Below are 13,033 nucleotides of genomic sequence, written 5' to 3'. Positions count from 1 at the left end.
GGCCGCCCCGCTACCCCAGGGACTCCAGGTAGGCGAGCCAGCCGCCGTGGTGGGTGATGTCCTCGGCTCCCGGCACGGCGGCCGGCTCGCAGCCGAAACCCACCACTGTGCGGCCGTCCGCGAGGGTGACCGCGCCGAGTGTCATCGGTGCGGGCAGCGCGGCGAGGAAGGCTCCCAGCCCGGCCGGGGAGACCTCCCAGACCTCGCAGCGCAGCGCCGAGCCCCCGCCGTCCACCCGCAGCAGACCCGGTTTGGGCGGGGTCGTGCGCAGGGCCACCATCCTGTGGTCGGCGCTGGTCGTGGTGGCCTCCACGAACCGCGCGCCGAGGTCGGTGAGCTGGTGGTTGAGCGGCTGTCCGCGCAGGTGCGCGCCGAACACGGCCAGTTCCAGCCCGTTGGCGGGCAGGGCCGGGCCGGGCTCGGCCCCGACCAGGAGCCCGGCCAGGTCCAGGGCGACCTGGTCGTCGAAGGCGTCGGTGACCACGGTGACCCCGAACGGGTGTCCGTCGGCGGTACCGGCGGGGACCGCGACGGCGGCGAGGTCGAGGAGGTTGACGAAGTTGGTGTAGGTCCCCAGCCGGGAGTTGGTGCCCACCGGGTCGGCGGCCACCTCGTCCAGTGTCGGGTGGCCGACCGTGGTCGGTACCAGGAGGCCGTCGAACCCGCTCAGGAGCGCCCGCGCGGTCGCCCTGTACCCGGCCAGCCGGTGCTGGTCGGCGGCGAGTCGGCTGGCGGGGAGGTCCGCGGCGGCCAGGATGATCCCGGCGACCGTGGGGTCGGAGCGCCCGTCCCCGCGGTGCGCCTCCAGAAACTCCCCCACGGCGGCGTGGCGTTCGGCGACGATCGCCCCGTCGTACAGCAGCCGCGCGGCCTCCAGCAGCGGGGCGATGTCGACCCGCTCGACCTCCGCCCCCGCTTCGGTGAACCGGTCCACGGCCCGTTGGAAGGTCTCCCGTTCCGCTTCACTGAGCGGGGCCAGTCCCTCCACCGTGGGGACCGCGATCCGGATGGGGTCGCGCGGGGCCAGCCGGACGTCGGCGGGCCAACCGCGACTGGCCGGGTCCCTCGGATCAGGCCCGGTCACCACGGCCAGGGCGCGCTGGCCGGTGGCCAGGTCCGGCGCGAACACGGTGACGGTGTCGTAGGGCCTGGCGGCGGGCACGACCCCCGTGTTGGGGACCAGGCCGAGGGTGGGCTTGAGGCCGACGATCCCGTGCAGCGCGGCGGGCACCCGGCCGGACCCGGCGGTGTCGGTGCCGAGGGCGACGTCGACGATCCCCAGGGCCACCGCCACGGCCGATCCCGAACTCGACCCGCCGGAGATCCGGGCGGGGTCGAGGGCGTTGCGGACGGCGCCGTAGGGGCTGCGGGTACCAACGAGCCCGGTGGCGAACTGGTCCATGTTGGTCTTGCCCAGCACCAGCGCGCCGGCCTCCACCAGGCGTTCCACCGCGGTCGCGCTCACGTCGGGCGTGCGCGCGAACCCCGGGTGCGCGGCTGTGGTGGGCAGGCCCGCGACGTCGATGTTGTCCTTGACCGCCACGAGCGTCCCGGCCAACGCAATCCGCTCGGCCTCCGGTGTCCCGGCGGCCGCGGCCAGGCGCTCCTCCAGTGCCCCGGCCTCCGCCACCACCTCCTCCTCGGGTCGCAGGGTGATCCACACCTCCGGCCGGTCGGCCTCGGCGATCCGTCGGTAGGCGGCGCGTACGCGCTCGGTGGGGGTGGGCATCAGGCGGTCCCTTCCTCGGCGATGACGGCCACGGCTCGGCCCGGGTCCAGTCTCTGTCCGGGGCCGACCAGGACCTCGGTGACGGTTCCGGCGACGGGCGCCCGCACCACCACCTCCAGCTTCATGGCCTCCAGGCGCACGACGGGCTGTCCCTCCTCCACGGTCTGCCCCGGTTCCACGTCCACCTTCCACACACTCGCGGACAGGGGCGCCTCCACGAGGGTCGATCCGGGCGGTGGGGTCAGCTCCTCGTGTGCGACCGGCTCGGGTTCGGGGCGGTCCTCGAACTCGCCCGCCGCCTCCCACCGCAGCCGTTCCTCCTCGAAGGCCGCCTCCCGTCGGCTCTCGAACTCCCGGATGGACTCCGCGTTCTCGGCCAGGAAGCGTTCGTGGTCGGCGAGCACGAACTCACCCTGGGTGATCCGGAGTTCGTGGCGCCCGGCGAGCAGGTCCGCGCGGATGTCCAGGAGTTCCTCGGCCTCCACGGGGTACCAGGTGATCCGGTCGAAGAACCGCAGCAACCAGGGGGTTCCCGGTTCGAACTGTCCGTACTGGCGCAGCCCGGACCAGATCGGCACGGTGCGGCCGATCAGCTGGTAGCCGCCGGGGCTCTCCATGCCGTACACGCACAGGTACGCGCCGCCGATCCCCACTCCGGCCTCGGGGGTCCAGGTCCGCGCGGGGCTGTACTTGGTGGTGACCAGGCGGTGTCGCGGGTCCAGCGGGGTCGCGGCGGGAGCGCCCAGGTACACGTCGCCCAGGCCGAGTACCAGGTAGGAGGCGTCGAAGACGATCTCCCGCACGCGCTCCACGGAGTCCAGGCCGTTGACGCGGCGGATGAACTCGATGTTGTCGGGGTTCCAGGGGGCGTCGTCGCGCACGCCGGTGCCGTAGCGCGCGATGGCCTCGTGGATGGAGGGGTCGTCGAAGGACATCGGCAGGCGCAGGGTGCGGCTGGGCACCCGCAGGCGGGAGGTGGGCGGCAGCCCCGCCTCGATCTCCAGGAGCACCCCCAGCAGCGTGCGCAGCGGCAGCACCTCCGGGTCGGTGTGCAGGTGCAGGGAGCGCACACCGGGTGTGGTGTCCACGATCCCCGCGGGCGCGTGCCGGTCCAGGGCCGCCATGAGGGCGTGTACCCGCATGCGCAGGCCGAGGTCGAGCACCATCGGGCCGTACTCGACCAGGAGGTTGTCGTGGCCACCCCGGCGGTAGGTGACCTCGGGGGTGCCCTCACCAGCGGGGACGCGGGCCAGGACGCCGTCGTCGCCGTCCGCGCCGGTCAGGCGCAGGAGCGGCGCGGCCGTCGGCTCCGTGTGCAGCCGCTCGGCGGCGACCTCGGTGACCGGACGGAACCGCACGGTGTCGCCGGGGCGCAGCTGGCCGATCTTCCACCGGGAGCCGGAGACCACGGTGACCGGGCAGACGAACCCGCCGAGGCTGGGGCCGTCCGGACCGAGGAGCACCGGGGTGTCTCCGGAGAGGTTGACGGCGCCCACGGAGTACGCGGTGTCGTGCACGTTGGAGGGGTGCAGTCCGGCCTGACCGCCGTCCGGACGGGCCCAGGTCTGCTTGGGTCCGGACAGGCGGACGCCGTTGCGGGCGGACTGCGGATGGACCCGCCAGGAGGTGGCGAGGAAGTCGGCCAGGCCCTCCCGGGTGAGGAACTCCGGTGCGGCGTGCGGCCCCTCGGAGACCTCCACGTCCCAGTGCGTGCCGTCGCGGGGCGGCTCCCCTGCGGTGGTGTCCGGGAACCGGGGACGTCTCTCCTCGGGCACTGGGGAGGCCGCGGCCTGGTCGGCGCCGGTCGGGGCCACGCGGAGCACGTCGCCCGGGCGCAGGGCCCGGCCCGCGTGCCCGCCGTACTCACCGGCGGTGAACGTGGCCGCGCTGCCCAGGTACTCGGGAACGTCCAGACCGCCCCGGAAAAGCACGTAGGTGCGCATACCCGGCCCCGGGGCCGCCCCGACGTCCAGCAGGCCCCCAGAGGGCACCTCGACCGGCTCCCATCGGGGTACGGGGACTCCGTCCACGGTCACGTCGGCGGGTGCCCCGGTCACGCACACGGTGGTGGCGTGGGTGAAGCGCAGCGACGGACCCTCCATCGTGCACTCCAGGCCCGGGGCGCCCTCCGGGTTGCCCAGAGCGGTGTTGCCCAGGCGCAGCGAGAGGTCGTCCATGGCTCCCGACGGGGGCACGCCCACCTGCCAGTACCCCGTACGGCCAGGGAAGTCCTGAACGGTCGTGAGGGTGCCCGAGCGCTCCACCTCGACCCGAGGTTCCGGGTCGCCGACCGTCGCGCAGGTGGCGGTGGTGTGCGTGGCCGCGCGCACGTCCTCGTGGACACTCAGGGCGCGCAGCAGGCCGAGGTTGGTCTGCACCCCGTCGATCCGCACCCCGGCCAGGGCGTGGCCGAGCCGGTTCAGCGCGTCCTCGCGGTCACTTCCGCGCACGATGACCTTGGCGAGCAGGGGGTCGTAGTCGCTGGTCACCCGCTGCCCCGCCTCCACCCAGCCGTCCACGCGGACGTCTGCGGGGGCCTCCACCCGGGTGAGCAGCCCGGAACTGGGCCGGAAGTCGTGCGCCGGGTCCTCCGCGTACACACGGGCCTCCACGGCGTGGCCGGTGCGGGCCGGGCCCTCGGGCGGGATCCCCGCGAGCACGTCCTCGCCGCGCGCCAGGCGCAGCATCCACGCGACCAGGTCCACCCCGGCGATCTCCTCCGTCACCGGGTGCTCCACCTGGAGGCGCGTGTTGACCTCCAGGAAGGAGGCCTCACCGCGCTCGACGTCGTGGACGAACTCGACCGTTCCGGCGCTGCGGTAGGACACCCCCGCGCAGAGCGCGCGGGCGGTGCGGTGGAGTTCGGCCCGCAGGGCGTCGGGGAGGTCGGGTGCGGGCGCCTCCTCCACCACCTTCTGGTTGCGGCGTTGGAGCGAGCAGTCGCGGTCCCCCAGGGTGACCACGCCGCCGTGGCCGTCGCCGAAGACCTGCACCTCCACATGGCGGGCCCGGGAGACGAACCGCTCGACGAACACCCCGCCACCGCCGAAGTGGGTTCGCGCGAGGCGGCTGACCTGGTCGAAGGCGGAGCGCAGCGCCCCTTCGTCGAAACAGGGGCGCAGCCCGATCCCGCCGCCGCCCGAGGTGGACTTGAGGATGACCGGATAGCCGATCTCCTCGGCGGCGGCCACGGCCCGCTCGACGTCGGGGAGGGGCTCGCTGCCCGGAACCATCGGGAGCCCGGCGGCGGCCGCGGCCTTGCGGGCGGTGTGCTTGTCGCCGAACTCCTCCAGGTGGCGGGGCTCGGGCCCGACGAACACGAGCCCGGCCGCCTCGACCGCGTGCGCGAACTCCGCGCTCTCGGACAGGAACCCGTAACCGGGGTGGACGGCCCCGGCGCCGGTGGCGACCGCGGCGGCCAGGACGCGCTCGGTGTTCAGGTAGCTCTCGGCGGCGGGCGCCGGGCCGAGGCGCACGGCCTCGTCGGCCATGCGGGTGTGCGGCGCTCCCGCGTCGGCGTCGGAGTACACGGCGACGGTGCGCAGGCCGAGCGCGCGGGCGGAGCGGATGACGCGGCAGGCGATCTCACCGCGGTTGGCGACGAGCACGGAGTCGAACACGGGGGCTCTCCCTCTGGTCGGAGGCTGGGAGTGGCGGTCAGAACTGGTCGGCGCTCAGCACCATCCGGGTCAGGGCCTGTCCGGCCCGTTCGAGGACGACCTCCATGGACGCGCCCACGTGCTCGTGCAGCGCGCGGTGGGCCGCGTCGAGGCGGTCGGCGAGCAGCAGCTCGACGATCTCGACGTGCTCGGCGACGGTGGAGGCGATCCGGTCCTCGGTGCGGAAGTCGTGCATGCGCACCCGGCGGATGCGCTGGTTGACCGAGACCAGGGATTCGGTGAGGGCGCCGTTGCCGGAGGCCCGGGACAGCGCGGTGTGGAAGGCCTCGTCGAGCAGGACGAACGAGGGGTCGGGGGCGGGAGGAGCGGCGCGCAGCCCCTCCCAGCGCTCCAGTTCGGCGGTCAGGAGGCCCGTGTCGTGCCGGAGGGCGGGATCCTCCATGACGCGGGCGATGCCGCGCAGTTCGAGGACGACCCTCAGTTCGTAGAGGTCGCGCAGCTCGGGGAGGTTGGGGACGCGGACGTAGTAGCCGTTGTCGCGGCGTTCGACCAGACCGTCGGAGTGCAGGCGCGCCAGGGACTCGCGGACGGGGGTACGGGATACCCCGAAGCGCTCGGCGAGCCGGACCTCGCCCAGGCGGGTGTGCGGCGTGAGGCGGCCGCTCAGGACCTCCTCGCGGATCAGGGCGTGGACGCGGTCACGGCGGGAGGGGGTTGCGGCCCCCGCGTCGACAGCCCGTGTATACAGCGGTGTGTCCATGGGCCCCGACGCTAGGAAGCCCCTGTTTCAGGGAGGCTGTCGCGCGGTGAAACCCGGGTTGCCCCGTGTTTCGTGCCCGTGAAACCGCCGGGACACGAGAAGAGCGCCCCTCCCGGCTCCCGTCGAACGGTGACGGGGTCGGAAGGGGCGCTCCTGGGAGTTCCGGGACGGTGTTCCTCGCGGTGGTCGGAACCACCGCCCCGGGGAGGGGCCGCCCGTCTCTGCTTCGGGCGGCCCGTGGTCGGTGCTGCTACAGGGAGATCCCCAGGGCCCAGGTCATCAGGCCGTACATGGTGCCGAGCACCAGGAACAGGGCCGCGAGGTTGAGCCAGAGGCCGCCCTTGATCATCTCGCCGATCTTGACGTAGCCCGAGCCGAACGCGATCGCGTTGGGCGGGGTGGCCACCGGCAGCATGAACGCCATGGTGGCGGCGAGCGCGACCGGGACCACGAGGGCGAGGACGTCCATGTCCATACCCATCGCGACACCGCCCATGATCGGCAGGAAGGTGGCAGCGGTGGCCGTGTTGCTGGTGAGCTCGGTGAGGAAGAGGACCAACGCCGTGACGGCCAGGATCAGGACCCAGACGGGCACTCCCGACAGGAAGGAGACCTGGCTGCCGACCCAGGCGCTCAGCCCGGTCGAGGTGAACTGCGCGGAGATGGCCAGACCGCCACCGAACAGCAGCAGGATGCCCCAGGGCAGCTTGACGGCGGTCTCCCAGTCCATCAGCTGCGTCTTGCGGTCTACGGGGATCAGGAAGAGCAGGACCGCCACGGTCATCGCGATACCGGCGTCAGTGACGCTGCCGAGCCACGGGGCGACGGAGGCGACCGGGCCCAGGTCAGCGATCATCGGGATGAAGATCCAGGAGAGCGCGGCGAAGGCGAAGACGCCCAGCACCAGCTTCTCGCCCTTGGACATGGCGCCCATCTTGGCGAGTTCATCGCCGATGAGCTCCTGCGCGCCCTCGACCTTCTTCACGGCGGGCTTGAACAGGCGGGTCAGCACGAACCAGGCGATCAGCATGAACACGGCGGCCAGCGGCACACCGGCCATCATCCACTGGCCGAAGCCGATGCTGATGTCGTGGTTGTCCTTGAGGTAGCCGACCATCAGGACGTTGGGCGGGGTACCGATGAGGGTCGCGACCGAGCCGATCGACGACGAGTAGGCGATGCCCAGCATCAGGGCGGTGGCGAAGTTCGCGTCCGTGCGGCCACCGCGGAACTGGGTGATCAGCGCGATCACGGAGAGGCCGACCGGCAGCATCATCACTGCGGTGGCGGTGTTGGACACCCACATGGTGATGAACCCGGTGGCGATCATGAAGCCACCGATGAGACCGACCGTGTTGGAGCCGACCTTCGAGACGATCGTCAGGGCGATCCGCTTGTGGAGGTTCCACTTCTGCATGGCCAGGGCCAGCATGAAGCCGCCCATGAACAGGAAGATCGTGTCGGAACCGTAGGAGGAGGCGACATCGCCGATCGCGGCGCCCTCGACCATCAGTGGGAAGAGCACCAGCGGGAGCAGCGAGGTCACCGGGATCGGCAGGGCCTCGGTGGCCCACCAGATCGCGATCCACGCGGTGATCGCCGCGACGACGGCGCCGTTGACGGACAGGACCGCCTCGGTCTCACCGTCTCCGAGCGGCAGCGGCATCTCCGGCATCGCCAGGAAGATGGCCAAACCGACCAGCGGACCGACGATGAGCCCGATCAGACGACCGCGGGTCATCCCCGACGAGGAGTCCTCCTCGCTCTGGACCGACGAACTGTCGGGGGCTTCGACGCCCTTCTGGGCTGTCATGGGTACCTCCTCCGTGGGCGCCGACTCTGCGGAGTGCCCGTTTTCGGAGGTGCGACCCGCGTGTTGCCGCGAGATGACCTCCGAGTTACCTCTCAACTCCCCAGATGGTGTGGTCACACCATCGTGTGTGCAAAGTAACTCTCCATTTCTTGGGGTTCCTCTGACATTGGGCCACTTTGAGTGTGTGTCCTGGGACACGCGGTGAGGCGACCTCGGCCTCCCGTCCCCTACACGACCCCGCCTAAGCTGCGTGTATGCGATCAACCGGACCGAGTAGACGTGTGGTGCTCCTGGGTGCCCTCGGGGCGCTCACCACCACGGTCGTGAGCGGTTGCACAAAGGACCCCGCCCCGGGGATCGACCGGATCGTGGTCGCCACCGGCCCACCCGGCGCCGTCTACCGTGAGATCGGAGGAGCCATCGCCCGGCTCCTTGACCAGAGGTTGCCCGACCAGAGGGTGGACAGTGTGGAGACCGGCGCCTCCCACGACAACCTCATCCTCCTCGGCGCGGGCGACGCCGACCTCGGTCTGGCCAACCTGGACTCGATCCTCGCGACCGACATCGCCACGGAGGCCTCCTCCATCCAGGCCGTGGGGCGGCTCTACGACAGCTTCGTGCACCTGGTCGTACCCGCCGACTCCCCCGTGCGCTCGCTCGCCGACATAGAGGGGCTGCGGGTGTCCGTGGGCGCGGTCAACTCCGGGACGGAGTTCACCGCCCGGCAGATCATGGAGGTCACGGGGGTGCGTCCCGTACCGGTCCGGATCAACCAGGCCAACTCGGCGGCCGCGCTCGCCTCCGGGGAGATCGACGCGATGTTCTCCCTAACCGGGTTGCCCACCCCTGCCATCGCCGACCTCGCGGAAGAGACTCCCCTGCGTCTGGTGGACCTCGCCGGACCCGCCAACGAAATGGTCACCGTGTACCCGGAGTCGTACTTCCCCGCGTCCATCCCGGCCACCACCTACAGCGGGATACCGGCCTGCCCCACCATGTCCATCCCGAACCTGCTCCTGTGCCGCGAGGACCTCCCCGAGCAGCTCGTTTACGCGGTGACCGACACGGTGTACACGGGAGCGCCGCAGCTGGCGGAGCAGCGCCCCGAGGCCGCGCAGATCAACGTGCGGACCGGGATCTCCACGGGGGTGGTGCCGCTGCATGCCGGGGCCGAGCAGTGGTATCGGGACAACAAACCCGCGTCCGAGGGCACCGACACCCCGGCCCACCCGCTGTTCCCCTCCGAGTTCCCCACGAGCTGAGGGGACGCACCCCGCTCAGTCATCCACCAGGGGCGACGGCGCTGACGGCAGCGTGATGATCACACCGAACCCGCGCCGCTCGCCTTCTGCGAGGCCGTCACCCAGTTTGAGGAGACCTCCCGACTCCCGGACCAGCTCCGCGACGATGGGCAGCCCCAGACCTGTGCCCTCGGTGTTCTGTTGGCTCGGGGAGCGCCAGAACCGGTCCAGGGCGGCCTCGCGTTCCTCCTTCGGCAGGCCCACACCGTTGTCCAGGACCCCGATCCGCACCTGTTCTCCGTCCTCCGCGCGCACCTCGATCCGGGTGCCGCCGGACAACCTCAGCGCGTTGCTGACCAGCTCGTCCAGGATGCTGCCCAGCCCGCCCGCCGGGGCGTGCGCCCACAGGTGGTCGGGCAGGTCCGTGCTCACCTCGATGCCACGGGACTCCCCCAGCGCGTTCCAGCGGGCGACCCGGGTGTCGACGAGCCCGGCGACCTCCACCACCTCGGAGCCGGTCACGCTCTCCAAACGGGTGGCGGCCAGGAGCGAGTTCAGCATGCGGTTCATCGCGGTGGCCTCGTCGATCGCGATCTCATGTGCCTCTCGAGCCTCGGCACCACTGAGGTACGGAGACAGGTTCTCCACCGAGAGCCGCAGACTGGCCAGGGGGTTGCGGAGCTGGTGGGAGGCCTCGGAGACGAAGGAGCGCTGGCGTTCCAGGGCGCGGCGCACCACCCCCACCATGGTGTTGAAGGAGTCGGTGAGCCGCCGCAGCTCCGGCGGTCCGCTCTCGGCGTCCACGTGGACGTCCAGATCCCCCGAGGTCACCTTCGTGGTCGCCGCGTCCAGCCGATGGATGGGCTGGAGGACCCAGCGCGACAGGGGCAGCGAGGCCATCACCAGGAGTCCCAGCGGCACCACGCTGAACAGCGTCATCCAACCCCAGGTCGTGAGGATCCTCGCGCCCAGGACGTCGGTGGGCGAGACCAGCACCACCGCCCCGGCCACCTCGCTGTCCCGGCCGATGGGTTCGGCGATCACCAGCGGGTCCGAGCGCCAGGGCCACACCGTTGTGGGCGGCTCAGGGCGCTCTCCCGCCAGCGCCACGGAGATCACGGAGTCCATTCCCACGTCCGCGACCAACTCACGCATCCGGTCCCGTTCCCCCGAGCCCGCGACGACCTCGCCGTCGGGGGCTACCAGCACCACGGGGATGCCGTAGAGCTGCTCGTACCGGGACATCTCCTGGGTGAGGGCGTTGCTCCGCTCGGCCTGAAGAGCCGTTCCCGCCAGCGAGGCGAACCGGCCCGCGTCGCCGAGGCGGTCGACGTACACGGCCTGGGTCTGCTGCTGGGCGATGACCGTCGCGATCGGTACCAGGACCGCGCCGACCAGCACGAAGGCGATCGGGAGCAGGATGGTCAGGAGACGCCGGAGCACGGGTCAGGCCTCGTCGAGCATGTAGCCCACACCGCGCACCGTGCGAATGCGCGGGGTGGCGCCGATCTTGGCGCGCAGAGAGGCGATGTGGGTGTCGAGGGTGCGGGAGGAGGCCTCCCAGGCGGCGCCCCACACCTGGTCGAGGATCTGGTCCCGGGCGACCACGCGGGGGGATCGCTCCACCAGCAGACGCAGCAGGTCGAACTCCTTGCGTGTCAGCGGCAGGGGTTCGGCTCCCATGTGCGCCTCCCGCAGGTTCACATCGAGGGTCAGCTCACCGACCCGCAGCGGCGGGTCGACCCGTTCGGGCTCGGCCCGGGCCGTCCGGGTGCGGCGCAGCACAGCGTCGATACGCGCCAGGAGTTCGGCGACCCCGAAGGGCTTGACCACGTAGTCGTCGGCGCCCGCGCGCAGACCCCGGACCCGGTCGCGTTCCTCGCCCCGGGCCGTGACGGCGATGATCGCGGTCTGCGGTCGTTCCCGGAGCCGCCGCAGCAGGTCGATCCCGTCCGCGTCGGGCAGGCCGAGGTCAAGCAGGACCACGTCGGCCGAGGGCGCCGACAGGGCTCGCTCGGCCGTGGCCACCCGCTGTACGTCGAAGGAGGCTGCCCGGAGCGCGGTGACCAGCCCGCGAGCCACCCGGTCATCGTCCTCGACCACGAGAATACGCATGGCTAGCCATAGTAGGCAGAGACCGAGGTGGTCGCCCCACCGGCACGCGTTCGCTCCCGCCCGTGGTCGCGCGAGTGCGCCCGCGAGGTCACCGGGATGGACGTGGATCCCCTCGGTGGCCGCACGTCTGGTGTGGAGAGAGTGACCTCAAGGTCAGAGGGAGGCCAGCGGGGGCCAGCGGGGGACTGGGCGCCGCTCTTGGGGACCTCCAAGTGCCGCTGGACGGGCACCTCGGCCCGCACACGGGAGTGCCTATCTCTTGCCCACCCACTGAACTCTCCTCTTCGCCACTCACGAAACTGGAAAAGCATCAGCGAAGGAAGGTGGGTCCTCGCGTCGGTGTTCAACGTGTTGGGTGTCGCGGCGGGTCATTGGCCCGGACGGAACTGCGGCAGCGAGGGCGGGTGCGTCCCCGCGCCGTGTTCAACGTGTTGGGTGTCGTGGCTGGTCGTTCGCCGGGACGGAAGAGCGTCAGCGAGGGCGGGTGCGTCCCGACCTCGGTGTGCGACGTGTTGCGTGTCGTGGCTGGTCACTCGCCCGGACGCAACTGCGGCAGCGAAGGAGGGTGCGTCCCCGCGCCGGTGCGCAACGAGTCGCGTGTCGCGGCTGGTCATTCCCCCGAACGGCACGGGGGCAGCGAAGGAGGGGTGGTCCCCACCTCGGTGTTCAACGGGTTGCGTGTTGCGGCTGGTCATTGGCCCGGACGGAAGAGCCTCGGCGAGGGAGAGCGCTGGCTCGGGGTTGGTGGTCCTCGGGTTGGGAAGGTGCTGCCCGTCCCCGCCCTGGGCGGGGGTCTGGGCGGCGATGTTGGGTGTGGGCATGACGGCGTTCCTCTCAGGGCCTGGGTGCGGGCCTGGGGGGCGTGTGCAGGTTTGGGGCGTGCGGGAGTAAGGGGCGCCGGGGGCGGGGTCATTCGCGTGGTGTGCGGGGAGGCGGTATCCAGCCCGGCGGTCCCGCCGGTCCCGGCGGGCCCGGCGGTCGGGGTGGGTGGCCTCGGTTGCGGCCGGACCACATCCTCTTGTCCCGGCGCAGCCCCCACCGGTGCTTGAGCCGGTTATGGGTCGAACACAAGGGCTGGATGTTCTCAGCACTGGTACGTCCGCCCTGCCACCACTCCACGATGTGATCGGCCTGCGTCCACTTCAGGGGCACATCACACCCGTACTGCCAGGCGCAGGTGGTGTGCCCCAGGTAGGCGGCCGCCTTGATCTGCGGGGTAGCCGTGCGGTACTCGTGCCCCACATCCAACACCGCGCCGCTCTTGTGCTCCACCATCAGGTGACGCACCAAGCTCTCCCCCAGCAACTCCCGCACAGCGGTGGTCGGGACCACCTGCCCGTTCTGGGTAGCGGCCACATCATCCCCACCCACCCCGGCCAGGGTCGTGGCGGGGATGAGAATGGTGATGAGCGCGGCCGGCGTCGAGGGCTTCTCACACCCGTGATGGGTCTGGGCCAGGCCCACCGCGTTCATGAACGCGTCAAAGCCCCGCTGGGCAGGCGACAACCCGTCCTGGGGGTTGTGGGGGTTGGGGTAGCCCTCCAACACGGCCTCAAGACGCAGCGCGTCAGCGGCCGAACCCCAGGCCTGGAACAGGAAGCTCCCGCCGAAGGTCCGCGCCAGGGTCGCGCCCCGGTTGGCGTGGGCGGCCTCGTGCTCGCGCTCCACACCCTCAGGATCCAGGCGGGCGCTGAGCTGCTGGGCGGCCCGGGCCAGGGAGGCAACGGAGGCGTTGGGGCGTTCCTCCTTGAAGGA

The 13,033-nt window shown here is 71.6% G+C and carries 8 protein-coding genes; 1 reads left to right on the top strand and 7 read right to left on the bottom strand.

Annotated elements, in window-relative coordinates; genetic code table 11:
* Positions 1 to 10: 10 nt before the first annotated feature.
* From atzF to ADX84_RS14190, 4 genes are all read right to left on the bottom strand, one after another.
* Entirely contained in the window at positions 11 to 1,729 is a 1,719-nt protein-coding gene (gene atzF / locus ADX84_RS14205) for an allophanate hydrolase (protein WP_049573628.1), read from the bottom strand.
* Entirely contained in the window at positions 1,729 to 5,349 is a 3,621-nt protein-coding gene (uca, locus tag ADX84_RS14200) for an urea carboxylase (protein ID WP_049573626.1), read from the bottom strand. The genes atzF and uca overlap by 1 nt, the downstream gene beginning before the upstream one ends.
* 37 nt (positions 5,350 to 5,386) lie before the next feature.
* Positions 5,387 to 6,109 (bottom strand): GntR family transcriptional regulator, encoded by a 723-nt coding sequence (locus ADX84_RS14195; protein WP_049573621.1) that lies wholly within the window; start codon positions 6,107 to 6,109, stop codon positions 5,387 to 5,389.
* A gap of 250 nt (positions 6,110 to 6,359) precedes the next feature.
* Positions 6,360 to 7,922, bottom strand: coding sequence for a DASS family sodium-coupled anion symporter (locus tag ADX84_RS14190; protein WP_049573617.1), 1,563 nt, complete (start codon positions 7,920 to 7,922; stop codon positions 6,360 to 6,362).
* A 254-nt stretch (positions 7,923 to 8,176) separates the two neighbouring features.
* Here ADX84_RS14190 and ADX84_RS14185 point away from each other — a divergent pair, with 254 nt between their 5' ends.
* Complete coding sequence (locus ADX84_RS14185; RefSeq protein ID WP_049573614.1) at positions 8,177 to 9,184, top strand: TAXI family TRAP transporter solute-binding subunit; 1,008 nt, start codon at positions 8,177 to 8,179, stop codon at positions 9,182 to 9,184.
* A 15-nt stretch (positions 9,185 to 9,199) separates the two neighbouring features.
* Here the strand turns inward: ADX84_RS14185 and ADX84_RS14180 are convergent, their stop codons facing one another.
* The 3 genes from ADX84_RS14180 to ADX84_RS14170 all read right to left on the bottom strand — a co-directional run.
* On the bottom strand, positions 9,200 to 10,606 hold the full coding sequence (locus ADX84_RS14180) for a HAMP domain-containing sensor histidine kinase (protein WP_049573611.1): 1,407 nt from the start codon (positions 10,604 to 10,606) through the stop codon (positions 9,200 to 9,202).
* Between the two features lie 3 nt (positions 10,607 to 10,609).
* Positions 10,610 to 11,278: a response regulator transcription factor gene (locus tag ADX84_RS14175; RefSeq protein ID WP_049573608.1), complete on the bottom strand. Its 669-nt coding sequence runs from the start codon at positions 11,276 to 11,278 to the stop codon at positions 10,610 to 10,612.
* Positions 11,279 to 12,187: 909 nt separating this feature from the next.
* The coding region (locus ADX84_RS14170) for an HNH endonuclease signature motif containing protein (RefSeq protein WP_049573605.1) at positions 12,188 to 13,033 on the bottom strand (846 nt) is incomplete at its 5' end.

This window comes from Nocardiopsis sp. SBT366 (genome assembly GCF_001083815.1).
GTDB classification, from domain to species: Bacteria; Actinomycetota; Actinomycetes; order Streptosporangiales; family Streptosporangiaceae; genus Nocardiopsis; species Nocardiopsis prasina.
This window is presented reverse-complemented; position numbering and strand designations above follow the sequence as displayed.

Coding starts and splice junctions, on each gene's coding strand:
- atzF (WP_049573628.1), bottom strand. CDS start 1,729: ATGCCCACCCCCACCGAGCGCGTACGCGCCGCCTACCGACGGATCGCC.
- ADX84_RS14195 (WP_049573621.1), bottom strand. CDS start 6,109: ATGGACACACCGCTGTATACACGGGCTGTCGACGCGGGGGCCGCAACC.
- ADX84_RS14190 (WP_049573617.1), bottom strand. CDS start 7,922: ATGACAGCCCAGAAGGGCGTCGAAGCCCCCGACAGTTCGTCGGTCCAG.
- ADX84_RS14185 (WP_049573614.1), top strand. CDS start 8,177: ATGCGATCAACCGGACCGAGTAGACGTGTGGTGCTCCTGGGTGCCCTC.
- ADX84_RS14175 (WP_049573608.1), bottom strand. CDS start 11,278: ATGCGTATTCTCGTGGTCGAGGACGATGACCGGGTGGCTCGCGGGCTG.